This window comes from Streptomyces sp. NPDC026062 (genome assembly GCF_055568375.1).
Genome location: NZ_JBVHOQ010000009.1, coordinates 20,561 through 45,122, shown reverse-complemented (window position 1 = coordinate 45,122; position 24,562 = coordinate 20,561). Strand labels below are relative to the sequence as shown.

Here is a 24,562-nt window from a genome sequence, read left to right as displayed (position 1 = left end):
GAGTGACGACGGATGCGCGCACCGCGTCCGGGAGCCCATATTTTGCCCGGGTTCCCGGACGCGGTGTGCTTCGTGGCGGGCCCGGTGCCGTAACCTCGAAGGCTGGAGCCCGCCGAATTCGGGACCTCGATCCACACCTTGGGGATGCTCAGCGCATGACTGCGATTTCTCTCGGAATGCCCACCGTTCCGACCCAGCTCGCCGTACGGCGGGTCAGCCGCAAGATCCAGGTCGGGTCGGTGGCGGTCGGCGGGGACGCGCCGGTCTCGGTGCAGTCGATGACGACGACGCGTACGTCGGACATCGGCGCCACGCTGCAGCAGATCGCGGAGCTGACCGCCTCGGGCTGCCAGATCGTGCGGGTCGCGTGCCCGACACAGGACGACGCGGACGCGCTCGCGACGATCGCCTCGAAGTCGCAGATCCCGGTGATCGCGGACATCCACTTCCAGCCGAAGTACGTGTTCGCCGCGATCGACGCGGGCTGCGCGGCAGTGCGTGTGAACCCGGGGAACATCAAGCAGTTCGACGACAAGGTCAAGGAGATCGCGCGGGCGGCCAACGACGCCGGGACGCCGATCCGGATCGGCGTGAACGCGGGCTCGCTGGACGCGCGGCTGCTGAAGAAGTACGGCAAGGCGACGCCGGAGGCCCTGGTGGAGTCGGCGCTGTGGGAGGCGTCCCTCTTCGAGGAGCACGGCTTCCGGGACATCAAGATCTCGGTGAAGCACAACGACCCGGTCGTCATGGTCAACGCCTACCGGCAGCTCGCCGCACAGTGCGACTATCCGCTGCACCTGGGTGTGACCGAGGCGGGCCCGGCGTTCCAGGGCACCATCAAGTCGGCCGTGGCCTTCGGCGCCCTGCTCAGCGAGGGCATCGGTGACACGATCCGGGTCTCGCTGTCCGCGCCGCCGGCCGAGGAGGTCAAGGTCGGACTCCAGATCCTGGAGTCGCTGAACCTGAAGCAGCGCCGGCTCGAGATCGTGTCCTGCCCGTCCTGCGGCCGTGCGCAGGTGGACGTCTACAAGCTGGCGGACCAGGTCAGCGCCGGTCTTGAGGGCATGGAGGTGCCGTTGCGCGTCGCCGTGATGGGCTGTGTCGTCAACGGCCCCGGCGAGGCGCGCGAGGCGGACCTGGGCGTGGCCTCGGGCAACGGCAAGGGCCAGATCTTCGTCAAGGGCGAGATCATCAAGACGGTGCCCGAGTCGAAGATCGTCGAGACCCTCATCGAGGAAGCCCTCAAGATCGCCGAACAGATGGAGAAGGACGGCGTCGCCTCCGGCGAGCCCGAGGTCTCCATCAGCTGAACCATGACGTCCACGACAGCGCCCCGCAGGAGGAACGGTCCTCCTCGCGGGGCGCTGCGCGTGAGCGAGCTCACCGCATTCCGCAGAAACGGTTCACGGCCACGAGCGGCGCCCCCCAGCCTCTTTGGGTACAGTGCGGAAATCAGCAGACCGCATGGTGAGGCCCCCTCGTGTTGACGCAGACCACCACCCGGGTCCTCGAACCCAGCGACCTCGGCGCCGCCCTCGCGGTGCTGGAGAGCGAACCCGTAGCCAATGCCTTCGTGACCTCCCGGGTCCGGATCGCGGGCCTCGACCCCTGGCGCCTCGGCGGCGAGATGTGGGGCTGGTACGCCGACGGCAGGCTGCGCTCCCTCTGCTACTCGGGAGCCAACCTCGTCCCCATCTGCGCCACCCCCGAGGCCGTCCGCGCCTTCGCCGACCGCGCCCGCCGGGCCGGTCGCCGCTGCTCCTCGATCGTGGGCCCCGCCGGTCCCACCGCACAGCTGTGGCGGCTCCTCGAACCGGGCTGGGGCCCCGCCCGGGAGGTCCGTGCCAACCAGCCGCTCATGGTCACCGAGAGCCAGTCCGCCGACGTGGCCCCCGACCCGCTGGTCCGCCGCGTCCGCAAGGACGAGATCGACGTCCTCATGCCGGCCTGCGTGGCCATGTTCACCGAAGAGGTCGGCATCTCCCCGCTCGCGGGCGACGGCGGACTCATCTACCAGGCCCGCGTCGCCGAACTCGTCGGCGCCGGCCGTTCCTTCGCCCGGATCGACGACGGCAAGGTCGTCTTCAAGGCGGAGATCGGCGCCACCACCGCGCAGGCCTGCCAGATCCAGGGCGTCTGGGTCGCCCCCGAGTTCCGTGGCCGAGGACACTCCGAGACCGGCATGGCGGCTGTCCTGCGGTACGCACTGGCCGACGTCGCGCCGATCGTCAGCCTGTACGTGAACGACTACAACACCCCCGCCCGCAAGGCGTACCGCCGCATCGGCTTCCGTGAGACCGGCGCCTTCATGAGCGTGCTGTTCTGATCCCGCCGCCGGGCTGCCCCGGCCCGTACCCGGCACCCCGCCACGGACAGTAGGGTCTGCTCATGGCAGCAGTTTCCGGGGGCGGCCCCCACACCACCGACGTCCGGATCGGACCGATCGATCTGGCCGCACGCGTGGACGAGGCGCTCGCCGTCCAGGCCGTCGCCTTCGGACTCGGCCCCGAAGAGATCGAAGTGCGCCGCCACATCGTCCTCAGACACCTCGACCACCCCCGTGCCCGCGCGCTCGGTGCCATGACCCCGGACGGGGACCTCGTCGGGTTCGTCTACGGCATGCCCAACGAACGGGGCCACTGGTGGTCCACCGTCGTCGAGCCCTATCTGCGCGCCACCGGCTCGGCCGGCTGGCTCGACGACTCCTTCGTGATCACCGAGCTCCATGTCCACCCGGAGTTCCAGAACGCCGGCATCGGCCGCACCCTCATCACCACCATCACGGACGCCGTCGACCAGCCCCGCTCCATCCTCTCCGCGATCGACACGGAGAGCCCGGCCCGCGGTCTGTACCGCTCGCTCGGCTACCGGGACCTGGCCCGGCAGGTGCATTTCCCCAGCGCTCCCACGCCGTACGCGGTCATGGGAGCGCCGCTTCCGCTGCTCCGCACCGGGCGTCTCTGAGGCAATCGATTTCCGCCCGCCCCCGCCGCCCGGCTAACCTCCTGCACATCACCCTTCCGAGCAGGAGTTCATCATGGCCCAGGTCCAGCGCATGTCCCGATTGATGATCAAGACACTGCGCGACGACCCGGCGGACGCCGAGACGCTCAACCACAAGCTCCTCGTCCGCGCCGGATACGTACGCCGCACCGCGGCCGGCATCTGGTCCTGGCTGCCGCTCGGCAAGAAGGTGCTGGAGAACATCACCCGCGTCGTCCGCGAGGAGATGGACGCCATCGGCGGCCAGGAGGTCCTGCTCCCCGCGCTGCTCCCCAAGGAGGCGTACGAGGCGAGCGGCCGGTACGACGAGTACGGCGACCTGCTGTTCCGGCTCAAGGACCGCAAGGGCGCCGACTACCTCCTCGGCCCGACGCACGAAGAGGTCTTCACCCAGGTCGTCAAGGACATGTGCTCGTCCTACAAGGACCTGCCCGTGATCCTGTACCAGATCCAGACGAAGTACCGCGACGAGGCCCGTCCCCGCGCCGGTGTGCTGCGCGGCCGTGAGTTCCAGATGAAGGACTCGTACTCCTTCGACACCACCGACGAGGGTCTGGCCGAGGCGTACCAGCTGCACCGCGGCGCCTACATCCGGATCTTCGAGCGGCTCGGCCTCGACCACCGCATCGTCTCCGCCGTCTCCGGAGCCATGGGCGGCTCCGCGTCCGAGGAGTTCCTCGCGCCCGCGCCGGCCGGCGAGGACACCTTCGTCGACTGCCCCCACTGCGACTACGCCGCCAACACCGAGGCCGTGACCTTCGTCGCCACCCCGGCCGACGGCTCGGCGACCGGCCCCGTCGAGGAGCTGGACACCCCCGACACCCCGACCATCGAGAGCCTCGCCGCCCACCTCGGTGTCCCGGCCTCCGCCACGCTGAAGAACCTCCTGGTCAAGGTCGACGGCGAGATCGTGGCCGTGGGCGTGCCCGGTGACCGCGAGGTCGACCTGGGCAAGCTCGGCGAGCACCTCACGCCCGCCGTGGTCGAGCTCGTCACCGCCGAGGACTTCGTGGGCCGCCCCGACCTGGTCCGCGGCTACGTCGGCCCGCAGGGTCTGGAGAAGGTCCGCTACATCGCCGACCCCCGCGTCGCCGCAGGCACCGCCTGGATCACGGGTGCCAACAAGGAGGGCAAGCACGCGAGGAACGTCGTGGCGGGCCGTGACTTCGAGGTCGACGACTACCTCGACGTCGTCGTCGTCGAGGCGGGTGACCCCTGCCCCAAGTGCGGCACCGGCCTCCAGGTCGACCGCGCCATCGAGATCGGCCACATCTTCCAGCTCGGCCGCAAGTACGCCGACATCTTCTCCCTCGACGTCCTCGGCCAGCAGGGCAAGCCCGTCCGCGTCACGATGGGCTCGTACGGCATCGGCGTCTCCCGCGCGGTGGCCGCCCTCGCCGAGCAGACCGCCGACGACAAGGGCCTGTGCTGGCCCCGCGAGATCGCCCCGGCCGACGTGCACGTCGTCGCCGCGGGCAAGGCGCTCCAGACGGAGCTCGCCCTCGACGTCTCCGAGAAGCTGAACGCCGCCGGTCTGCGCGTCCTGGTCGACGACCGCCCCGGCATCTCGCCCGGTGTGAAGTTCACCGACTCCGAACTGATCGGTGTCCCGAAGATCCTCGTCGCCGGCCGCCGCTCGGCCGAGGGCGTCCTGGAGCTGAAGGACCGCCGCACCGGTGAGCGCGAGGAGCTCACGGTCGACGAGGCCATCGCCCGCCTCACCGAGTAGGGCTGACCGCTCCGCCGGCAGTGCGAAGGGCCCCGGCACGGATCTCCGTGCCGGGGCCCTTCGGCATGCGGGACTACAGCCAGCCCGCGAACTCCAGCGTCACTTCGCCCTCCTGCCGGCGCCCCGCCGCGAGCGCCCGGGTACCCGACTCCACCGCGCGGAACAGGGTCCAGCCGTGCAGCCGCTCGCGGTCCACGTCCAGCGCGTCGGCGAGCTTCTTGATCCTGCGCCGGGCGGTGACCGCACCGCCGGGGGAGGCGATCAGGTCCTCGACCCGGTCCCGCACCAGCCGCGCCAGATCGTAGGCCCGCTCGCCGACCACCGGCTCGGGGCCGACCGTCAGCCAGGGCACGCGCTCGCCCGAGAGGACCTTGCTCTGCCGGAAGTTGCCGTGCAGCAGCAGGTCGGCCTCGGGGGAGTGGGCGACCAGTTCCCCGCGGGCCGCCAGCGCCGCGGAGACCAGGGGCTCCAGCGTCGGATCGGCCGTCGCGGAGGACCTCATCGCCTCGATCCGCAGCCCGGTCCGTTCGGCGACCGTCTCGAAGGCGTGCTCCGGGGGCGGTTCGACCCAGAGCCGCCGCACCGTGCCCGCCGCCTCCAGCAGGGCCTTCGCCTCGGGCAGCGAACGCAGCGACATCTCGGGGTGCAGCCGCTCCAGCAGCAGGGCACCCCCCGCGGCGGGCGCCCCGTCCTCCGAAGCCACCAGGTTCACCGCGCCCCAGCCGTTCCAGTGGGCCAATGCCGCCCTTTCGAGCTCAGGGGCCGCGCAGGCGGGGGCGAGCTTCAAGGCGGCCGGGGTGCCGGCGGCATCGCGTACCAGCAGGACCAGGCTGCTGCGCCCGCCCGGGGCGGCGACCCGTTCCACGGTCATCTCCCGCCCGGCCGAGGCCAGTGCCTGTTCGGCCAGTAGGGGAAGCCGTGCGAGCCAGTCCCCGGCGGCCGTATCCCCGTACGACTCGCCGAGCGCTCGCACCAGACGCTGCGGCGGTTCAAAACCCATACGTGCCGTGTTCCCTTTCCGATCTCGCTCAGTGCGCCGTGCCGGCCCGGTCCTCAGGCAGACCCGGCCCCCGTCGCCTTGCCCGTCGCACCGGTCCCGTCGGTGCGGGACCCGTCCGCGGCCCGCTCGGCGAGCCCGGGAAAGGGTACGCCGCTGCCGCGCCAGCGGACCGCGCGCACCGCTGCCTCGCGCAGCGCGTCCGCCGCCGACCGCCGCAACGGGCCGTCCGAGGCCCGTACGAGGTCGGAGTAGACGTCCGCGACCCGGTCCTCCAGCTCGGCGGCGAGACGCACGGCCGAGGCGGCGTCCGGTACCGCGAACGGCAGAGCGTACGCGGGAGCGGCGGCCACCGGTTCGCCGCCCAGGCCGCGCACCGTCCGTACCAGCGCGTCGCGCCGGGCCCGGTGGGCGTGGTGCGCGGTGGTGGCCTCGGCGCGGCGGTCCTGGGCGACCCGGCCGCCGGCCACTCCGTATCCGTACACGGCCGCGTGTTCGGCGGCCAGCGCCGCCTGTGCGGCCTCCAGCGTCCCGTCGTCGCTCATGCCTTCGTCTCCTTGGCCAGCTCGGTCAGCAGATAGGCGTGGGCGGAGGACGCGGCCGCGACCGACGCGAGCAGCCGGGCGAGTTCCGGCGGGGCCTTCATCAGCGCCTGGGTGTGCGAGGCCGCGGCACGGCGCTCCGCGGCGGCCAGCTCCCTGACCGCCGACGCGGCGTCACCGGTGCCCGGCCGGGTCCGGACGAGGCCGAGCGCGTCGCCGGGGCCCAGGGCCGTGATGTGGGAGCGGACGGCGTCCCGCAGGGGGGTGAGCCCGGCGGCGGTCGAGGGATGGGCCCGGACGACGCTCTCGTACTGGGCGAAGAGCGAGGTGCTCACGCCACGGGCCTTTCCCCGGAGCGAGGCCTCGGACGCCTCGGACATCTCCGCCGGCGACCGGTCGGCGGCGGTCCGCGCGTCCGCCCGCGCGGAATCCTTGCGGCCCGCGCTCTCGTCGTCGTCGCTGCCGCAGCCTGCCAGCACCGCCCCCAGAGCGATCGCTCCCGTCGCGGTCAGCGCTCCTCTGCGCGTCGTCCCCGTGCGCCGCACCTGTTCTCCTTCGGGCCTGGACCTGTCTTGACTGGATCTGTCCGGAAGTGATCACTGTTGGTGAGCGTACCCGCGCCCCGAAGGCCGGCGGACAGCAACACCCTCCGGGACCGGATACCCTTTGACCAGACACGCGACGATCCCCCACAACAGCACACGCGGCCGAGGAGTCACCCGGATGAGCACCACCCAGAGCGAGAGGCTGCGCGGGCTGGTCGAACCGCTCGTCAGCGCCGAGCAGCTGGATCTGGAAGAGATCGAAGTGTCCCGGGCAGGCCGCCGCCGGGTGCTGCGGATCATCGTGGACTCCGAGGACGGCGTGGAGCTCGACGCCTGTGCGGATCTGAGCCGCGCGATCTCCGCCAAGCTCGACGAGACCGACGCGATGGGCGAGGAAGAATACGTCCTGGAGGTCAGCTCTCCCGGTGCCGACCGCCCGCTGACGGAGCACCGCCACTACGTACGCGCCACGGGCCGCCTGGCCCGGCTGACGCTGAGCGAGGGCGGCGAGCTGGTGGCCCGCGTCCTCGCGGTCGACGAGGAAGGCCTGGACCTCGAAGTGCCGGGCGTCAAGGGCCGTAAGCCCACCTCCCGCCGGATCGCCTTCGCCGAGATCGCCAGGGCGCGCGTGGAGCTGGAATTCAACCGCAAGGACAAGAAGGAAGAGGAGGCGTAGCCGTGGACATCGATGTGAAGCTTCTGAAGGGCTTGGCGCAGGACAAGGAGATCCCCTTCGACGTGCTCGTCGAGGCGATCGAGTCGGCCCTCCTCATCGCGTACCATCGCACGGACGGCAGCCACCGCAGGGCGCGCGTGGAGCTCGACGAGCGCGGCCATGTGACCGTGTGGGCCAAGGAGGACCCGGCCGACCTCGAGGAGGGCCAGGAGCCCAAGGAGTTCGACGACACCCCGTCGGGCTTCGGCCGGATCGCCGCGACCACCGCCAAGCAGGTCATCCTGCAGCGGCTGCGCGACGCGGAGGACGACCGGACCTTCGGCGAGTACGCGGGCCACGAGGGCGATGTCGTCACCGGCGTCGTCCAGCAGGGCAAGGACCCGAAGAACGTCCTGGTCGACATCGGCAAGCTGGAGGCCATCCTGCCGGTGCAGGAGCAGGTGCCCGGCGAGGAGTACACGCACGGCCTGCGGCTGCGCACCTATGTCGTACGGGTGGCCAAGGGTGTCCGGGGCCCGTCCGTGACGCTGTCGCGCACCCACCCCAACCTGGTGAAGAAGCTCTTCGCGCTGGAGGTCCCGGAGATCGCCGACGGCTCCGTCGAGATCTGCGCGATCGCCCGCGAGGCCGGCCACCGCTCCAAGATCGCCGTCCGCTCCACCCGCTCGGGCCTCAACGCCAAGGGCGCCTGCATCGGCCCGATGGGCGGACGTGTCCGCAACGTCATGGCCGAGCTGCACGGCGAGAAGATCGACATCGTGGACTGGTCGGACGACCCGGCCGAGATGGTCGCCAACGCGTTGTCGCCCGCACGGGTGAGCGAGGTCGAGGTTGTTGACCTCGGTACGCGTTCCGCCCGGGTCACCGTGCCGGACTACCAGCTCTCGCTGGCGATCGGCAAGGAGGGGCAGAACGCCCGCCTGGCCGCGCGTCTGACGGGCTGGCGGATCGACATCCGTCCGGACACCGAGACCGACGCCGAGCGTGACGTCGCCGACCGTGAGCGGGCCGAGCGGGCCCGGGAGCGTTCGGAGCGGCGCTGACCGACGGCGGTCCCGAAGGCCCCCCGGACCCCGGTCCGGACCGGGGTCCGCAGGGATGACAGGGAATAGATCTCGTCGGCGCGCCGCTGAGATCACGACAACATCCGTTCGATTGTTGCCCCAAAGGGGTGAGGTCGGTACGGGGAGGTAGACTTAAACGTGTCTGGCCGGACGCACGCCCGCGCTTGCCCCGAGCGAACCTGTGTGGGATGCCGGGAGCGAGTGGCCAAGAGCGAGCTGCTGCGCATTGTGGTGGACGGGGACGCGTGCGTCCCCGATCCTCGCGGTACGCTGCCCGGCCGGGGTGCCTACGTGCACCCCGTCTCCGACTGTCTGGACCTGGCGGTTCGCCGTCGGGCTTTCCCCCGGGCCTTCAAGGTCAAGGGGCCGTTCGACCCCGCTGCGGTGCAGCGGTTCGTCGAGCGGGTGACACCGTAAGAAAATGAACGGCACGGGTCCCCGTGCGGTCAGGTACCTCGCGAGTTGGAAGTAGGTCGAGATTGCGATGAGCACTCGATGAGTACGCGATGAGTACGCCCATGAAGTAGCGACGGTCCGGCGGTAACCCGGACCTAAAAGGAGCGAAGTGGCTAAGGTCCGGGTATACGAACTCGCCAAGGAGTTCGGGGTTGAGAGCAAGGTCGTCATGGCCAAGCTCCAAGAACTCGGTGAATTCGTACGTTCGGCGTCCTCGACGATCGAGGCGCCGGTTGTACGCAAGTTGACTGACGCACTGCAGGGGCCCGGCGGCAACGCCGGCAAGTCCGCTGCAAAGCCTGGCGCGCCCCGTAAGGCCGCCCCCGCCAAGCCCGCAGCGCCCTCCCCGGCCGCTGCGGCACGTCCCGCTGCCCCGAAGCCCGGCGCCCCGGCCCCCAAGCCGGCCGCTGCCCAGGCCCCGGCGAGCAGCACCCCCGCTGCGCCTTCCGCGCCGTCCGCCGGCCCGCGTCCGGGCCCCAAGCCCGCGCCGAAGGCCGCCCCGGTCACCCCGGTGCCCGCGGCCGAGTTCTCGGCTCCGGCTCCGGCCCAGCCGGCAGCGCCGCAGCAGCAGGCCCCGCGTCCCACGGGTGCCACCCCTGGTCCCCGCCCCGCCCGTCCGGCTCCGGCCGGCGGTCAGCGCGACGGCGGTCAGCGTGATGGCGGCCGTGGTGGAGAGCGTGGCGCCGAGCGCCCCGCCCGCCCCGCGGGCCAGGGCGCCCCGCGCCCCGGTGGCGCGCGTCCGGCCGGTCCCCGTCCGGGCAACAACCCCTTCACCTCCGGTGGCTCGACGGGCATGGCCCGTCCGCAGTCGCCCCGTCCCGGTGGCGCCCCGCGCCCCGGTGGCGGCCAGGAGCGTCCCGGCGCCCCGCGTCCGCAGGGCGGCCCCGGCGGCGCCCCGCGTCCGCAGGGCCAGGGTCAGGGCGGCGCACGTCCGACCCCGGGCGGCATGCCGCGCCCGCAGGCTCCCCGTCCGGGCGGTGCCCCCGGTGGTAACCGTCCGAACCCGGGCATGATGCCGCAGCGTCCCGCTGCCGGCCCGCGTCCCGGTGGTGGCCCCGGCGGTGGCCGTGGTCCCGGTGGCGGCGGTCGTCCCGGCGGCGGTGGCGGCGCTGGTCGTCCCGGTGGCGGCGGCTTCGCGGGCCGTCCGGCCGGTCCCGGCGGCGGTGGCGGCGGTTTCGCCGGTCGTCCCGGTGGCGGTGGCGGTGGCGGCGCTGGTCGTCCCGGTGGTGGCGGCGGCTTCGGCGGCCGTCCCGGATTCGGTGGGCGTCCCGGTGGCCCCGGTGGCCGTGGTGGCACACAGGGCGCCTTCGGCCGCCCCGGTGGTCCCGCGCGTCGTGGTCGCAAGTCGAAGCGGCAGAGGCGCCAGGAGTACGAGGCCATGCAGGCCCCGTCGGTGGGCGGCGTCATGCTGCCTCGCGGCAACGGACAGGCCGTCCGGCTGTCGCGCGGTGCCTCCCTCACCGATTTCGCCGAGAAGATCAACGCCAACCCGGCGTCGCTCGTCGGCGTGATGATGAACCTCGGCGAGATGGTCACTGCCACGCAGTCCGTCTCCGACGAGACGCTGAAGCTCCTCGCGGACGAGATGAACTTCGTCCTGGAGATCGTCAGCCCGGAGGAGGAGGACCGCGAGCTGCTCGAGTCCTTCGACATCGAGTTCGGCGAGGACGAGGGCGGCGAAGAGGCTCTGGTCTCCCGTCCGCCGGTCGTGACCGTCATGGGTCACGTCGACCACGGTAAGACCCGGCTGCTGGACGCCATCCGCAAGACGAACGTCGTCGCGGGCGAGGCCGGCGGTATCACGCAGCACATCGGTGCGTACCAGGTCGGCGCCGAGGTCAACGGCGAGGACCGCAGGATCACCTTCATCGACACCCCGGGTCACGAGGCGTTCACCGCCATGCGTGCACGTGGTGCGAAGTCCACCGACATCGCGATCCTCGTGGTGGCGGCGAACGACGGTGTGATGCCCCAGACGATCGAGGCGCTGAACCACGCCAAGGCGGCCGACGTGCCGATCGTGGTCGCGGTCAACAAGATCGACGTCGAGGGCGCGGACCCGACCAAGGTGCGCGGTCAGCTCACCGAGTTCGGTCTGGTGGCCGAGGAGTACGGCGGCGACACGATGTTCGTCGACATCTCCGCCAAGCAGGGCCTCAACATCGAGGCTCTTCTGGAGGCCGTCGTCCTCACCGCCGACGCCTCGCTCGACCTGCGGGCCAACCCGGAGCAGGACGCGCAGGGTATTGCGATCGAGTCCCACCTCGACCGCGGCCGCGGTGCCGTCGCGACCGTCCTCGTCCAGCGAGGCACGCTGCGGGTCGGCGACACGATGGTGGTCGGCGACGCGTACGGCCGAGTCCGCGCGATGCTCGACGACAAGGGCGAGAACGTCGAGGAAGCGGGTCCCTCGACCCCCGTCCTCGTGCTCGGTCTCACCAACGTCCCGGGTGCCGGCGACAACTTCCTGGTCGTCGACGAGGACCGTACGGCCCGTCAGATCGCCGAGAAGCGTGCCGCTCGTGAGCGCAACGCCAACTTCGCCCGCAAGGGTGTCCGGTTCTCCCTGGAGAACCTGGACGAGGCGCTCAAGGCCGGTCTGGTCCAGGAGCTCAACCTCATCATCAAGGGCGACGCGTCCGGTTCGGTGGAGGCTCTCGAGTCCTCGCTGCTCCAGCTCGACGTCGGTGAAGAGGTCGACATCCGGGTCCTGCACCGCGGTGTGGGTGCGGTCACCGAGTCGGACATCGACCTGGCGACCGGCTCCGACGCCATCGTGATCGGCTTCAACGTGCGCGCCGCGGGGCGTGCCGCGCAGATGGCCGACCGCGAAGGTGTGGACGTCCGGTACTACTCGGTCATCTACCAGGCGATCGAAGAGATCGAAGCGGCCCTCAAGGGCATGCTCAAGCCGGAGTACGAAGAGGTCGAGCTCGGCACGGCGGAGATCCGCGAGATCTTCCGCTCGTCCAAGCTGGGCAACATCGCCGGTGTGCTGGTCCGGTCCGGCGAGGTCAAGCGCAACACCAAGGCGCGCCTGCTGCGCGATGGCAAGGTCATCGCGGAGAACCTCAACATCTCCGGTCTGCGCCGCTTCAAGGACGACGTCACCGAGATCCGCGAAGGCTTCGAGGGCGGTATCAACCTCGGAAACTTCAACGACATCAAGATCGACGATGTCATCGCGACGTACGAGATGCGCGAGAAGCCGCGAGGCTGACCCGTACCTCAACAGTCGGGGCCGGTCGACGGGACATATTTCCGTCGATCGGCCCCGGCCGTTCCGTGTACGGTTCTTGTGTCCCTGCCAATCACCGGCGGGGCGCGAACCCGAACCGGCGGGACATCCGGACACATATGTATGTGGGGACACTGTCCTTCGACCTGCTTCTCGGCGACGTACGGTCGCTGAAGGAGAAGCGCTCCATAGTCCGTCCGATCGTTGCCGAGCTCCAGCGCAAGTACGCGGTGAGCGTGGCGGAGACGGGCGGTCAGGACCTCCATCGCAGGGCCGAGATCGGCCTCGCCGTGGTCTCCGGGGACACCGGACACCTCACAGACGTGCTCGACCGGTGCGAGCGACTGGTCGCCGGCCGGCCGGAAGTGGAGCTGCTGTCCGTACGGCGGCGGCTGCACAGCGACGAAGACGATTGAGTAAGGCTAAGGAGACGGACCAGTGGCCGACAACGCGCGGGCTAAGAAGCTGGCGGACCTCATCCAGGAGGTGGTCGCCGAGAAACTGCAGCGTGGGATCAAGGACCCGCGCCTGGGTACGCACGTGACCATCACGGACACCCGCGTCACCGGTGACCTGCGGGAGGCCACGGTCTTCTACACGGTCTACGGCGACGACGAGGAGCGGGCCAGCGCGGCCGCCGGACTGGAGAGCGCCAAGGGCATCCTGCGCTCGGCGGTCGGCTCGGCGGCGGGGACGAAGTTCACCCCCACGCTCTCCTTCGTGGCGGACGCGCTGCCCGAGAACGCCAAGGCGATCGAGGACCTCCTCGACCGGGCACGGGCCTCGGACGCGAGGGTGCGTGAAGCGTCGTCCGGCGCCACGTACGCCGGCGACGCGGACCCGTACCGCAAGCCGGAGGACGAGGACGAGGACTCACCTTCCGCATGACGCAGAACAAAACGCCCCGGGCAGGCAGCAGGAGCGCGGCGGCCTCGGGCAAGGGCGGTAGCGGACCGGAGGACGGCCTTGTCATCGTCGACAAGCCGTCCGGCTTCACCTCGCACGACGTCGTCGCCAAGATGCGCGGGATCGCCCGGACCCGCCGTGTCGGCCACGCCGGCACGCTGGACCCGATGGCCACCGGCGTCCTCGTGCTCGGCGTCGAGAAGGCCACCAAGCTCCTCGGCCATCTCGCACTGACCGAGAAGGAGTACCTCGGTACGATCCGGCTCGGCCAGGACACCGTCACGGACGACGCGGAGGGCGAGATCACCTCGTCCACCGACGCCTCCGGGGTGACACGCGAAGGCATCGACGCGGGTGTCGCCGCCCTGACCGGCGCCATCATGCAGGTGCCGTCCAAGGTGAGCGCCATCAAGATCGACGGCAAGCGGTCCTACGCGCGGGTGCGCGGCGGCGAGGAGTTCGAGATCCCGGCACGACCGGTGACCATCTCGTCCTTCCACGTCTACGACGTGCGCGAGGCCGTTGCCGAGGACGGCACGCCGGTGGTCGACCTGGTCGTCTCGGTGGTCTGTTCCTCCGGTACGTACATCCGGGCCATCGCGCGTGACCTCGGCGCCGGGCTCGGTGTGGGCGGGCATCTGACCGCACTGCGGCGCACCCGGGTCGGTCCGTACGGTCTCGACGCCGCGCGGACGCTCGACCAGCACCAGGAGGAGCTGGTCGTGATGCCGGTGGCCGAAGCAGCCGCCTCGGCGTTCTCACGCTGGGACGTCGACGAACGACGGGCCAAGTTGTTGCTGAACGGCGTACGGCTCGACATGCCCGCACATCCGCCGGGGCCCGTCGCGGTCTTCGGGCCCGACGGGCGGTTCCTGGTGCTCGTCGAGGAGCAGAACGGCAAGGCCAAGAGCCTCGCCGTCTTCGCCTGACACGCGGGGGCCCTGCCCCCGGGCGTGGAGCGGGCAGAGCCCCCGTGCCCGTTCCACGCCCCCACCGGATTCTGTCCGGCGAACACCCCTGATTCACCCCAATGGGCAGGCGCTCGGAGTGAATCAGGGGTGCAAACGGGGCGCTTTTTCCCTGAGTGTCACAAACGTCGATCATCACCGTCCTAACGTCGGCGCATGGGATGCGGGGACCGGGCGACGTTGGTACGACTGTGCGATCCGGCCGGCCGGCCGAGGGGGACCGGCTTCGTCGCCGACGCCCAGGGCACGGTGGTGACCAGCCATGAGGCGGTCGACGGCCTGCCCCACCTCCTCGTGCGCGGCACCGGCGGCCGCAGCTGCCGCGTCGAGGCCCACGACATCACCGCCCTGCCGGAACTCGGCCTCGCGCTCCTGCCCACCGGCGGACCGGACGCACTCGCTGTGCCGCCCCTGCCGATCGCGACCAGGGAGCGGACCGACGCCGGTACGTATGTGGAGATCGCCGCGCACGGCTGGCGCGAGGCCCGCGTCCTCGGCGCGACTTCGGCGACGTACACCGCCGGAGGCCGCACCCATGCGATCGGCCGGGCGCTGGAACTGGCCCTCGGCACCGACGGCAGGGACGCGCTCCGGCTCGGCGGCGCCGCCGTCGGCGGGCCCGTGCTCGACCCGGACAGCGGCGCCGTCATCGCTGTCCTCGGCACCGCCCTGCGCACCGGGCACGGCGCCGCCGGCTGCGCGGTGCCGCTGGCAGGACCGGAGCGGGGCGGCCCGCTGGGCGACCTGCTCCGGCGCAACGCGATGGAGGTACCCGGCTACGGACTCGACCTCAACGCGGCGGGGGCGCTCCAGCTCACCGCGATGTCGGTCGGCTCCGCGGGCGGCCCGAGGGCCTGGCGCGATCCGGTGGAACGGCCCGACGTCCTTGCCGAGTTCGACGCCTTCACCGCGGCCGGCCCGGCCTCGGACGCGAAGCGGTCCGCAGTGGTGCTCGGCCTGGTCGGAGCCCCTGGCACCGGCCGTACCACCGAACTCGCCGCACTCGCCGCGCGACGGGCCCGGTGCCCGGTGCCCGCGCTCACCCTGTGGCTGCGCGGCGCCGATCTGGTGGCCGGCGACTGCTCCGTCGCCGACGCGATCGCGCGCACACTCCGGCAGTCCGGACGCATCGTCACCGCCGCCGGAGCCATCGGTGACATGGAGACCGCCACTCCCGAGCGGCTGGCCGGGCTGGCCGCCGACGCCGGCAGTCCCCTGCTCGTCCTGCTGGACGGTCCCGAGGAGATGCCGCCCGTCCTGGCACACCGGCCGGCCCGGTGGATGTCGGGCACGGCCGACTGGCTGCACGAGCACGGGGCGCGGCTGGTCATCGCCTGCCGGCCCGAGTACTGGGAGACCGCGGGCGCGCTCTGCCCGCCCGCATCCCTCCACCGCCCGGCCCGGCCCGCCGGACGGCTCCCGTCGGCCGTCCGCATCGGCGACCTGACCGCGGGCCAGGCCGAACAGGCCCGGGAGGGATACGCCCTTCCGCCCGACGCCCTGGCCGTCGGCCACGACCGGCACCCCCTCACACTGCGGCTGCTCGCGGAGGTACGCGAGGCCCTGCCGACGGGCACCGCGGGGCGCCCCGGCACGGAGGAGGTCTTCGGTGCCCACCTCGACCTCATGTGCCTGCGCATCGCGGTCCGGATCGCCGCCCAGTGGCGTCCCGCGCCGCACGGCACGGTGGTACGGCGGCTGGCGGCACGAGTGGCGGGCCAGGTACACGAGGCGGCCCGGCGCTGCCTGGGGCCCGGGCAGGGAGAGCTGGACCGGGCCGCGTTCGAGGAGGTCTTCCCCTGGCGCACGGGCTGGGCGTCGGCGGTGCTGACCGAGGGCCTGCTGGTCCCGGCGGGAGCGGGGTACCGGTTCGCGCACGAGGAGCTGGGCGACTGGGTCCAGGGCGCGCATCTGGACCTGGACGCGGCACTGCGGGCGCTGGTGCACCGGTGGCACGCGGACCCGGGTGCCGTGGCGGGGGAGGGCCGGGACCGCGTTCCCCACCCGCGCAGGCCGGGCGGGCCGGCCGCGCCGGAGGCGGCACCCGCACCGGAGCAGCCGCACACTCTTCCGGTGCCGCGCCACCGCATCGGGCCGGTGATCCAGGCGCTGCTCCTGCTGGGCCGCCGTCAGGGGCCGGCCGCGCTGTCCCACCGGCTGGCCGACCTGATCGAGGCACTGGACCGGCTGACGGCGGGGGACGCGGACCGGCCCGCCCGGCCCGCGGGGGCCTCACCTGCCGCCGGGCCCGCCCGGCCCGCGGAGGCCGCGTCGGCCAACCGGCCCGCACAAGCCGCTGAGCCCACGGGCGACAGCCCGGACAGCGGTGTGCCGTTCCCCGACGCCCGCTGGTGGGCCGTGCATCTGCTGTCCGAAACGCTGCTGCGGGTCCCTGACGCCCGGCCGCACCTCGGGGTGCTCCGGCTGCTCGCCGGGCGCATCGTCCGGAGTGCGGCCGAGGGCGACGGGTTCGGTGCGCGGGGGGCGTACGCCGAGTTCGGCCCGTGGTTCTGGCAGCGGCTGCGGCTGCCCGAGGCGGACCGGATGGACCTGTTCCGGCGGCTCGTACCTGCCGATGGGCCACCACACGGCGACGCCGACGGCGACACCGGCGGGGGGCGGTTCCTGGACGCCGTGGCCCGGCGGCTCGCCGCCCATCCGCGTACACTCCAGCCGCTCCTGTGCGCCTGGTTCACCGATGACCACCCGCTTGCCGCCGAGGAAGGGGTGGCCCTGCGGCCCACCGTCGCGGCGGCCGCCCAGGCACTTCTCTACGCACGCCGTGACCTCGCCGTGGACGATCTGACCGACGCGCTCGTCTCGTCAGGACACCCCAGGGCGGACGAACTGCTGGCCGCGCTGGCCGAGGACGAGCCCGCCGCGCTCTGCCGCGCCGTCGAGCGGTGGTCCCGTGACGAGGACCGTCGCGTCCAACGGATCGCGGCGGCCTGGTACGGGGCGCTCCTCGCTCCCCGCCTGACCCGCGACACGGATCGCGCCCTGCTGCGCCGCGCCGCTCTCACGCTGCTGGCCCGCCCCTCCGACACCGATCTGCACGGCCCCGTGCTCGCCCTGCTCGTGGCCGATCCGCAGACCAGGGACCGCTATCTGCCGCAAGCCCTCCGGGCCTTCGTCACGGACGGGCCCAAGGTGACCGTCGCCGCCCTCGCCGTCGCGCTGCCCACGCATCCGGAACCGGTGCTGGCCGCGTACCGGGAGCGACTCGCAAGCCCCGGGGAGGGCGCGGGCGAAGCGCTCCGCGCGCTGGCCGGTGTCGATGCCCCCGCACTCGCCCTGCACACCGCGGGGCTCGTACGTGCCTACGTCGACAGCCATCCCGGGGACACCACGCACACCGCCGCCTACCTCGACCGCAGGCTGGAGCACGGGCCTGCCGCACGGGCGCTGCTGCTTCCCCTGCTGACCGGACTGCTCCGGGACCGGCCGGCCCCCGCGCCCGTCAGAGGCGCACTTGCCGGGGTGCTGGCCTCGCCCGGCAGCGCCGCGTCCCAGCAACTGCGGGAGACCCTGCTGGAGGTGCTGCTGGAATTCGAGCAGGGCGGCGAGTACCGGGACCCGGTCGTGCTGGAAGCGCTGTTGCGGGCTGCCGCGACCGGCTGCGGCGGGCGGCCGCAGGCCCGCACCCGGGCCCTGGTGCACCGCACCGGGATACTGCTGGTCCGTACCCCCGAAGGGGCCTGTCTGTTCGACCGGCTGCTGGTCACGCTCGCCCGTGAGGTGCCCGGTTTCGGCGGCCTGGTCCTCGGCTGGCTGGCCGACGCCCCGCAGGAGTGGGCGGCGGTCGTCGGCCCCGGTGCGCGGCGGACGGTGGAGGCGCTCGCGGCCCCGATGACCATGCCGATGCAGGCCGCAGGGCGTGAGCATGGCAGTCTTAGACCTGCGTAAGAGACAAACCCACGTACACAGGTTCGGGCGAGGAGCGGTCAGAGTGCAGCGCTGGCGTGGCTTGGAGGACATCCCCCAGGACTGGGGACGCAGCGTCGTCACCATCGGCTCCTACGACGGGGTGCACCGCGGACACCAGCTGATCATCGGCCGGGCCGTCGAGCGGGCCCGTGAGCTGGGGGTGCCTTCGGTCGTCGTGACGTTCGACCCGCATCCCAGCGAGGTCGTCCGGCCCGGCAGCCATCCGCCGCTGCTCGCCCCGCACCACCGCCGTGCCGAGCTGATGGCCGAGCTTGGCGTGGACGCGGTGCTGATCCTGCCGTTCACCACCGAGTTCTCGAAACTCGCCCCGGCCGACTTCATCGTGAAGGTGCTGGTCGACAAGTTGCACGCACGGCTGGTCATCGAGGGCCCCAACTTCCGGTTCGGCCACAAGGCCGCGGGGAACGTGCAGTTGCTCACCGAGCTGGGCAACACCTACGACTACCGCGTCGAGGTCATCGACCTGCGGGTGCGCGGCGAGGCGGGTGGCGGCGAGCCGTTCTCCTCGACCCTCACCCGTCGGCTCGTCGCCGAGGGCGACGTGGCCGGTGCCGCGGAGATCCTGGGCCGTCCGCACCGCGTCGAGGGCATTGTCGTCCGAGGGGCGCAGCGCGGTCGTGAGCTCGGCTTCCCCACCGCCAACGTGGAGACCCTGCCGCACACCGCCATCCCCGCCGACGGCGTGTACGCGGGCTGGCTGCATGCGAACGGTGAGGCGATGCCCGCCGCGATCTCGGTCGGCACCAACCCGCAGTTCGACGGCACCGAGCGGACGGTGGAGGCGTACGCGATCGACCGCGTCGGCCTCGACCTGTACGGCCTGCACGTCGCCGTCGACTTCCTCGCCTACGTACGCGGCATGCTGAAGTTCGACTCGATCGACGATCTGCTCGTGGCGATGGCCGCCGATGTGAAGCGGTGCAGCGAGCTGATCGCCGCGTACGACCGGGGCTGAAACCGTCCCGACCGTCACGGCACCTCGCCGTGCTGCCGAGACGCCCGCACGCGTCCCGGGCGCGGGGATCTCTCCGCCCTGCGGTGCGTCGCACCCGACGCCGCGTGCTGATCCACCCGCGATTGCGGGGCGGCCCTTAGGGTGGCCGCATCAGGGCCGGTCGGACCGGGCCGGAGGAGGTCCCCGCCGTGCGTGAACTGCTGTCGGAAATCCGCGCCTGGCACGACGCCGGTACCCCCTTCGCCCTGGCGACCGTCGTCTCCGTCCGGGGCAGCGCTCCCCGGGCGCCCGGCGCCGTGATGGCGGTGACGGCCGACGGCACGGTGGCGGGGAGCGTTTCCGGGGGCTGCGTCGAGGGCGCGGTGTACGAGGTGGCCGGAGAGGTGCTGGCCACCGGTACTCCGCAGCTGCGGTCGTACGGGATCAGCGACGATGAAGCGTTCGGCGTGGGACTGACCTGCGGCGGGACCATCGATGTCCTCGTCGCCCCCTTTGCCTCGGCGGCTGACCGGTCCTGGCTCCGGGACGTCGGTGAGACCGTCGCCCGCGGTGAACCGGTCGCCGTGGCCACCCTCCTCCCGGATGCCGCCCCCACCGGCGCGCGACGGGTGGTGCGGGCGGGCGGCGCGGAGGGCTCGCTGGGCAACGAGGGGCTGGACGCGGCCGTCACCGACGACGCCCGGGGCCTTCTGGCCCAGGGCGTGACCGGTCGGCAGTGGTACGGGACCCACGGCGAGCGCCGGATGCAGAACGTGTCCGTCTTCATCCAGGCGTACGCGCCACCGCCCCGCATGATCGTCTTCGGCGCCATCGACCATGCGGCGGCAACCGCCCGTATCGGATCCTTCCTCGGCTACCGGGTCACCGTGTGCGACGCCCGCCCGGCCTTCGCGACCCGTGAGCGCTTCCCCACCGCCGACGAGGTCGTCCGGGCCTGGCCGCACAGCTATCTCCCGGGCACGGACGTCGACGCGCGCACCGTGCTGTGCGTGCTCACGCACGACCCGAAGTTCGACGTTCCCCTGTTGGTGGCCGCCCTGCGCACGCCGGCGGCCTACATCGGGGTGATGGGCAGCCGACGCACGCACCTCGACCGGCTGGCCCGGCTCCGGGAGGAGGGTGTGAGCGAGGCGGACCTGTCCCGCCTCGCCTCACCGGTCGGGCTCGACCTCGGAGCGAGGACACCGGAGGAGACGGCCGTCTCGATCGCCGCGGAGATCATCCAGCACCGTTGGGGCGGCACCGGGCGGCCGCTCGGTGAACTGTCCGGTGCGATCCACCACCACGCACGGCGCTGACGGGCAGAGCCGGCGAGCCCGGGGGCCTGCCCGCTCTCCCCGCTGTTCGCCGCCCCCGCGTCACTGCTGTCGCGCAGGCCATTCGCTGACCTCGCGTGACCGCTGCCGGGCAGACCCGGTGAGCCGAGGGCTTGCCCGCAGACCGCTCCCTACCCCCGCGCCCCCGCCGTCGCACCGGCCCAGTGGCACGCCACCTGGGTCTCGCCGCCACCCGTGAGCACCGGCAGGTCCCGCGTACGGCAGGCGTCCGCGACACCGGCCCGCTCGGCCTCGCCGGAGGCCAGGATCTGGCAGCGCCGGTGGAAGCGGCAGCCGGACGGCACCCTGGACGGGTCCGGCGGCTCACCCGTCAGCACCACCGGCTCGCCCTCGGCCTCCGGCAGCACCGACAACAGCGCCCGGGTGTACGGATGCTGCGGCGCCGTGAGGATCTGCTCCACGTCGCCCGTCTCCACGATCCGGCCGAGATACATCACCGCCACCCGGTCCGCGATGTTCCACGCGAGACCGAGATCGTGCGTGACCACCAGCGCGGACAGGCCCAGCTCGTCCCTCAGCCGCAGCAGCAGTGCCAGGATCTCGCCGCGCACCGAGGCGTCCAGGGAGGCCACCGGCTCGTCGGCCACGATGAGTTCCGGTTCCAGGCCCAGCGCCCCCGCGATCACGACGCGCTGGCGCTGACCGCCCGACAGCTCGTGCGGGTAGCGCAGGAAGAAGCGCTCCGGAGGCCGCAGCCCCGCCCGGGAGAGGGCGTTCGTCACCGCCTCCCGTTCGTCGCCGCCGTACCGGTGGATGCGCAGGCCCTCGGCCACCGCGTCGTACACCGTGTGCCGGGGGTTCAGCGAGCCGCTGGGGTCCTGGAGGACCAGCTGGACCCGCTTGCGGTACGCCTTCAGCGCGCGGCTCCCGTAGTCGAGCGGCTTGCCGTCGAAGGTGACCTGCCCGTCCGTCGGCCGGACCAGACCCAGCAGCGAACGGGCCAGGGTCGTCTTGCCGCACCCCGACTCGCCGACCAGTGCGACGATCTCGCCGGGGCGGATGTCCAGGTCGACCCCGTCCACCGCACGTGCCGGGTCGGCTCCGTGCCTGCCGGGGAACGTGATCCGGAGATCCCGGGCGCTCAGCAGCTCCGTGGTGGTGGTCATGATGTGCTCCTCGCTTCCTCGGCACCCTGCGGGGACGCCGCCCCCTCCGGTCCCACCAGCACACAGGCGGCCTCACGTCCGGGTCCCGCCACCCGCAGCACCGGGTCCTGCGTGGTGCAGGAGTCCAGGGCCACCGTGCAGCGCGGGTGGAACGTGCAGCCGGCCGGCAGCGCGGCCGGGTCGGGCGGATCGCCCGGCAGCCCCCTCGGCGCGAACCGCGAGGCCGGGTCCCCGATCCGGGGGAAGGCGCCCGACAGGGCCTTGCTGTACGGATGGTGCGCCCGCTCGTAGACCTCGGACGCAGGCCCCTGCTCCACGACCCGTCCCGCGTACATCACCGCGAGCCGGTCGCAGGTGTCCGAGAGCACCGCGAGGTCATGGCTGATCATGACCAGTCCGAGGTCCTGCTCGGAGACGAGCTCCTCGATCAGCCTCAGGATCTGGGCCTGGATCATCACATCGAGGGCCGTCGTCGGCTCATCGGCGATGATCAGCCCGGGGTCGCAGGCGAGGGCCATCGCGATCATCACGCGCTGCCGCTGCCCGCCCGAGAGCTCGTGCGGGTAGGCGTCCACCCGGGCGGCGGGCAGACCCACCTGTTCCAGCAGCTCACCGGCGCGCTTGCGGGCCGCTGCCTGCGTCGTCCTCCGGTGCAGCACGATCGGTTCGGCGATCTGGTCCCCGATGCGGTGCACCGCGTTCAGCGAGTGCATCGCGCCCTGGAAGACGATCGACGCGCCCGCCCAGCGCACGGCCCTGACCTGGCCCCACTTCATGGCGAGTACGTCCTCGCCGTTCAGCAGGATCTCGCCGGTGACCTTCGTGCCCGCCGGCAGGAGCCGCAGCAGCGCGAGCGCCAGTGTGGACTTCCCGCACCCGGACTCCCCGGCGATGCCGAGCTTCCTGCCCGCGTCGACCTCCAGGTTCACCCCGCGGACCGCTTGCGCCCCGCCCGCGTACGTCACCGTCAGGTCGCGTACGTCGAGAAGCGGCGTGTTACGGATGCTCGTCGTGCTCAACGGGCCACCCCCAGCTTGGGATTGAGGACGGTCTCGATGGCGCGGCCGCACAGCGTGAACGCCAGGGCCACCAGGGCGATGGCGATGCCGGGCGGTGCCAGGTACCACCAGTCGCCCGCGCTCACCGCACCGGCTTCGCGTGCGTCCTGGAGCATGCCGCCCCAGGAGGTGATGGTCGGGTCGCCGAGGCCGAGGAAGGCCAGCGTGGCCTCCGTCAGGATCGCGCTGGAGATCACCAGCGTGGTCTGCGCGAGCACCAGCGGCATCACGTTCGGCAGGACGTGCCGGAGCATGATGTGTCCGTGCCCGCCGCCCAGCGCGCGGGCGCGCTCGATGTACGGCCGGGACTCCACGGCGAGGGTCTGCGCCCGCACCAGCCGGGCGGTCGTCGGCCAGGTCGTGACACCGATCGCGATGATGACGGTCCACAGCGAGCGGTCCATCACGGTGGCGAGCGCGATCGCCAGGACCAGCGTCGGCATCACCAGGAACCAGTCGGTGACCCTCATCAGAACCGTCGAGTACCAGCCGCGGAAGTGCCCCGCGACGATCCCGACGACCGTACCGATGGCCACGCAGAGGAAGGCCGCGAGCAGCCCCACGGTGAGCGAGACGCGTGCCCCCCAGATCAGCAGGGCGAGGACGCTGCGTCCGAACTGGTCGGTGCCGAGCGGGAATTCGGCGCTCGGTGACTCCAGCGCACCGCCCGGCGCCTCGGTGACGCTCTGCGCGTTCGCCCCCGTCAGTACGGGCGCGCACACGGCGATCAGCGCGATCAGGACGAGGCCGGCCAGGCCCCACAGACCGCCGCGGTGGCTGCGGTACTCCCGCCAGAACCTGGCCAGGGAGCGCCGCTTGCGGGCACGGGCCAGCGCGCCGGGGCTCTTGGTGGTCCCGGGCCCGGACTCCTCGGGCACGGGGGCCTTCGCCCCCGGCGTGGACGCGGGCATGGATTCGGTCGTCATCGGCCCACCCGGGGATCGAGCAGCGGATACAGCACATCGGCCAGGGTGTTCGCCAGGATCACCGCGGTGGCGAAGACGAAGAACAGTGCCTGTACGAGCGGAAGGTCGGGGACGCTCAGCCCTTGGTAGAAGAGTCCGCCCAGACCGGGCCAGGAGAACACGGTCTCCACCAGGATCTGTCCGGCGACCACATGGCCGAGGTTGACGAACATCAGCGTGAAGGTCGGGAGCATCGCGTTGGGGACCGCGTGCTTGCGGCGGACCGTGTCGTCGCGCAGCCCCTTGGCGCGCGCCGTCGTCAGATAGTCGCTGCCCATCTCGTCGAGGAGCGAGGAACGCATCACGAGGAGCGTCTGCGCGTAGCCGACCGCGACCAGGGTGATCACGGGGAGCACCATGTGGTGCGCGACGTCGAGTACGTACGCGAAGCCCGTCTCGTTGCCCGACTCCAGGCCGCCGGTCGGGAACATTCCCGGGATCGGTCCGACCCCCACCGAGAAGACGATGATCAGGAGCAGGCCGAGCCAGAAGGCGGGCACCGAGTACAGCGTGAGCGCGAGCGCGGTGTTGAAGCGGTCGCTCTTCGACCCGTTGCGCCAGGCGGTACGGGTGCCGAGCCAGATGCCCAGCGCGCTGTAGAGGACGTACGCCGTGCCGGTGAGCAGCAGCGTCGCCGGAAGCGCCTCGGTGATCTTGTCGATGACCGGGGCGTGGTACTGGAACGAGGTGCCGAAGTCGCCGGTGAGCGCGTCGCCCACATAGCTGGTGAACTGCTGCCACATCGGCTGGTCGAGGCCGAACTGGCGGCGCAGCGATTCGAGCTGCTCGGCGGAGACGGGCCGCCCGCCGGTCATCTGCTTCACCGGGTCGCTGGGAATCAGCCGGAAGAGGAAGAAGCTGGTGACCAGTACGGCGAACAGCGAGACGGCCGCGCCGAAGATCTTGGCGGCCACGTACTTCAGATAGGCCGTGGTGTTGCGCGCCCGTGGCCCGCGGGCGGCCGGGGACCCGGCCGGAGCCGTGCCTTCCGTGTCCGCGTCCGCCTGCTTCACGAGCGCCGGAGTGCTGTCAGCTGTCATGGGAACTCTCGTTACTCGTGCTGCGCTTA

General features: G+C 72.1%; 21 protein-coding genes. 14 read left to right on the top strand and 7 right to left on the bottom strand.

The genetic code is table 11. The features are described from left to right. Positions 1-155 precede the first annotated feature (155 nt). The 4 genes from ispG to ACZ4LX_RS10390 all read left to right on the top strand — a co-directional run bounded on the left by ispG (position 156) and on the right by ACZ4LX_RS10390 (position 4,732). Entirely contained in the window at positions 156-1,310 is a 1,155-nt protein-coding gene (ispG, locus tag ACZ4LX_RS10405) for a flavodoxin-dependent (E)-4-hydroxy-3-methylbut-2-enyl-diphosphate synthase (protein ID WP_356319585.1), read from the top strand. Between the two features lie 170 nt (positions 1,311-1,480). Beyond that, a complete protein-coding gene (locus ACZ4LX_RS10400; RefSeq protein ID WP_467640690.1) occupies positions 1,481-2,326 on the top strand; it encodes a GNAT family N-acetyltransferase in 846 nt (281 codons plus the stop codon). 62 nt (positions 2,327-2,388) lie between these two features. Next, positions 2,389-2,964, top strand: coding sequence for a GNAT family N-acetyltransferase (locus ACZ4LX_RS10395; RefSeq protein WP_467640687.1), 576 nt, complete (start codon positions 2,389-2,391; stop codon positions 2,962-2,964). A 73-nt stretch (positions 2,965-3,037) separates the two neighbouring features. Further along, positions 3,038-4,732, top strand: a complete 1,695-nt coding sequence (locus ACZ4LX_RS10390) for a proline--tRNA ligase (protein ID WP_467640684.1) — start codon at positions 3,038-3,040, stop codon at positions 4,730-4,732. Positions 4,733-4,805: 73 nt separating this feature from the next. Here the strand turns inward: ACZ4LX_RS10390 and ACZ4LX_RS10385 are convergent, their stop codons facing one another. The 3 genes from ACZ4LX_RS10385 to ACZ4LX_RS10375 are packed head-to-tail and all read right to left on the bottom strand — an operon-like array spanning position 4,806 to position 6,816. After that, complete coding sequence (locus ACZ4LX_RS10385; RefSeq protein ID WP_467640681.1) at positions 4,806-5,732, bottom strand: aminoglycoside phosphotransferase family protein; 927 nt, start codon at positions 5,730-5,732, stop codon at positions 4,806-4,808. A 53-nt stretch (positions 5,733-5,785) separates the two neighbouring features. Continuing rightward, on the bottom strand, positions 5,786-6,274 hold the full coding sequence (locus tag ACZ4LX_RS10380) for a ferritin-like domain-containing protein (protein ID WP_467640677.1): 489 nt from the start codon (positions 6,272-6,274) through the stop codon (positions 5,786-5,788). Then, entirely contained in the window at positions 6,271-6,816 is a 546-nt protein-coding gene (locus ACZ4LX_RS10375; protein ID WP_467640674.1) for a hypothetical protein, read from the bottom strand. Before ACZ4LX_RS10375 ends, ACZ4LX_RS10380 begins: the two co-directional genes overlap by 4 nt. Before the next feature lie 178 nt (positions 6,817-6,994). Here ACZ4LX_RS10375 and rimP point away from each other — a divergent pair, with 178 nt between their 5' ends. The 10 genes from rimP (at position 6,995) to ACZ4LX_RS10325 (ending at position 20,325) form a co-directional block, all read left to right on the top strand. Continuing rightward, entirely contained in the window at positions 6,995-7,492 is a 498-nt protein-coding gene (gene rimP, locus ACZ4LX_RS10370; RefSeq protein WP_467640671.1) for a ribosome maturation factor RimP, read from the top strand. Between the two features lie 2 nt (positions 7,493-7,494). Beyond that, positions 7,495-8,535 (top strand): transcription termination factor NusA, encoded by a 1,041-nt coding sequence (gene nusA, locus ACZ4LX_RS10365; protein WP_467640667.1) that lies wholly within the window; start codon positions 7,495-7,497, stop codon positions 8,533-8,535. Positions 8,536-8,694: 159 nt separating this feature from the next. Beyond that, a complete protein-coding gene (locus tag ACZ4LX_RS10360; protein WP_467640664.1) occupies positions 8,695-8,973 on the top strand; it encodes a YlxR family protein in 279 nt (92 codons plus the stop codon). Positions 8,974-9,121: 148 nt separating this feature from the next. Continuing rightward, the gene (infB, locus tag ACZ4LX_RS10355; RefSeq protein ID WP_467640660.1) at positions 9,122-12,232 is read left to right on the top strand and encodes a translation initiation factor IF-2; all 3,111 of its coding nucleotides are present in this window, start codon (positions 9,122-9,124) and stop codon (positions 12,230-12,232) included. A 137-nt stretch (positions 12,233-12,369) separates the two neighbouring features. After that, positions 12,370-12,666 (top strand): DUF503 domain-containing protein, encoded by a 297-nt coding sequence (locus ACZ4LX_RS10350; RefSeq protein WP_326739190.1) that lies wholly within the window; start codon positions 12,370-12,372, stop codon positions 12,664-12,666. 22 nt (positions 12,667-12,688) lie between these two features. Beyond that, on the top strand, positions 12,689-13,138 hold the full coding sequence (gene rbfA, locus ACZ4LX_RS10345) for a 30S ribosome-binding factor RbfA (protein WP_467640657.1): 450 nt from the start codon (positions 12,689-12,691) through the stop codon (positions 13,136-13,138). Beyond that, positions 13,135-14,085, top strand: a complete 951-nt coding sequence (gene truB / locus ACZ4LX_RS10340; protein WP_467640654.1) for a tRNA pseudouridine(55) synthase TruB — start codon at positions 13,135-13,137, stop codon at positions 14,083-14,085. Before rbfA ends, truB begins: the two co-directional genes overlap by 4 nt. A 195-nt stretch (positions 14,086-14,280) precedes the next feature. Next, positions 14,281-18,030 carry a trypsin-like peptidase domain-containing protein gene (locus ACZ4LX_RS10335; RefSeq protein WP_467640652.1) on the top strand — a complete coding sequence of 1,250 codons (3,750 nt, stop codon included), beginning with the start codon at positions 14,281-14,283 and terminating at the stop codon, positions 18,028-18,030. Between the two features lie 43 nt (positions 18,031-18,073). Then, positions 18,074-19,027, top strand: coding sequence for a bifunctional riboflavin kinase/FAD synthetase (locus ACZ4LX_RS10330; protein WP_467640649.1), 954 nt, complete (start codon positions 18,074-18,076; stop codon positions 19,025-19,027). Between the two features lie 188 nt (positions 19,028-19,215). Further along, positions 19,216-20,325 (top strand): XdhC family protein, encoded by a 1,110-nt coding sequence (locus tag ACZ4LX_RS10325; protein ID WP_467640646.1) that lies wholly within the window; start codon positions 19,216-19,218, stop codon positions 20,323-20,325. Between the two features lie 149 nt (positions 20,326-20,474). Here the strand turns inward: ACZ4LX_RS10325 and ACZ4LX_RS10320 are convergent, their stop codons facing one another. The 4 genes from ACZ4LX_RS10320 to ACZ4LX_RS10305 are packed head-to-tail and all read right to left on the bottom strand — an operon-like array spanning position 20,475 to position 24,533. Next, positions 20,475-21,470, bottom strand: coding sequence for an oligopeptide/dipeptide ABC transporter ATP-binding protein (locus ACZ4LX_RS10320; protein ID WP_467640643.1), 996 nt, complete (start codon positions 21,468-21,470; stop codon positions 20,475-20,477). After that, positions 21,467-22,489: an ABC transporter ATP-binding protein gene (locus ACZ4LX_RS10315; protein WP_467640641.1), complete on the bottom strand. Its 1,023-nt coding sequence runs from the start codon at positions 22,487-22,489 to the stop codon at positions 21,467-21,469. The genes ACZ4LX_RS10320 and ACZ4LX_RS10315 overlap by 4 nt, the downstream gene beginning before the upstream one ends. Further along, on the bottom strand, positions 22,486-23,454 hold the full coding sequence (locus ACZ4LX_RS10310) for an ABC transporter permease (RefSeq protein ID WP_467640638.1): 969 nt from the start codon (positions 23,452-23,454) through the stop codon (positions 22,486-22,488). Before ACZ4LX_RS10310 ends, ACZ4LX_RS10315 begins: the two co-directional genes overlap by 4 nt. Next, a complete protein-coding gene (locus ACZ4LX_RS10305) occupies positions 23,451-24,533 on the bottom strand; it encodes an ABC transporter permease (protein WP_467640635.1) in 1,083 nt (360 codons plus the stop codon). Before ACZ4LX_RS10305 ends, ACZ4LX_RS10310 begins: the two co-directional genes overlap by 4 nt. Positions 24,534-24,562 lie beyond the last annotated feature (29 nt).

Excerpts from the sequence above, each read along its gene's own strand:
- ACZ4LX_RS10350 (WP_326739190.1), top strand. The coding sequence starts at position 12,370 with ATGTATGTGGGGACACTGTCCTTCGACCTGCTTCTCGGCGACGTACGG.
- ACZ4LX_RS10390 (WP_467640684.1), top strand. The coding sequence starts at position 3,038 with ATGGCCCAGGTCCAGCGCATGTCCCGATTGATGATCAAGACACTGCGC.
- ACZ4LX_RS10385 (WP_467640681.1), bottom strand. The coding sequence starts at position 5,732 with ATGGGTTTTGAACCGCCGCAGCGTCTGGTGCGAGCGCTCGGCGAGTCG.
- ACZ4LX_RS10320 (WP_467640643.1), bottom strand. The coding sequence starts at position 21,470 with ATGACCACCACCACGGAGCTGCTGAGCGCCCGGGATCTCCGGATCACG.
- truB (WP_467640654.1), top strand. The coding sequence starts at position 13,135 with ATGACGCAGAACAAAACGCCCCGGGCAGGCAGCAGGAGCGCGGCGGCC.
- ACZ4LX_RS10395 (WP_467640687.1), top strand. The coding sequence starts at position 2,389 with ATGGCAGCAGTTTCCGGGGGCGGCCCCCACACCACCGACGTCCGGATC.
- ACZ4LX_RS10380 (WP_467640677.1), bottom strand. The coding sequence starts at position 6,274 with ATGAGCGACGACGGGACGCTGGAGGCCGCACAGGCGGCGCTGGCCGCC.
- ACZ4LX_RS10335 (WP_467640652.1), top strand. The coding sequence starts at position 14,281 with ATGGGATGCGGGGACCGGGCGACGTTGGTACGACTGTGCGATCCGGCC.
- ACZ4LX_RS10305 (WP_467640635.1), bottom strand. The coding sequence starts at position 24,533 with ATGACAGCTGACAGCACTCCGGCGCTCGTGAAGCAGGCGGACGCGGAC.
- ACZ4LX_RS10310 (WP_467640638.1), bottom strand. The coding sequence starts at position 23,454 with ATGACGACCGAATCCATGCCCGCGTCCACGCCGGGGGCGAAGGCCCCC.
- ispG (WP_356319585.1), top strand. The coding sequence starts at position 156 with ATGACTGCGATTTCTCTCGGAATGCCCACCGTTCCGACCCAGCTCGCC.
- rimP (WP_467640671.1), top strand. The coding sequence starts at position 6,995 with ATGAGCACCACCCAGAGCGAGAGGCTGCGCGGGCTGGTCGAACCGCTC.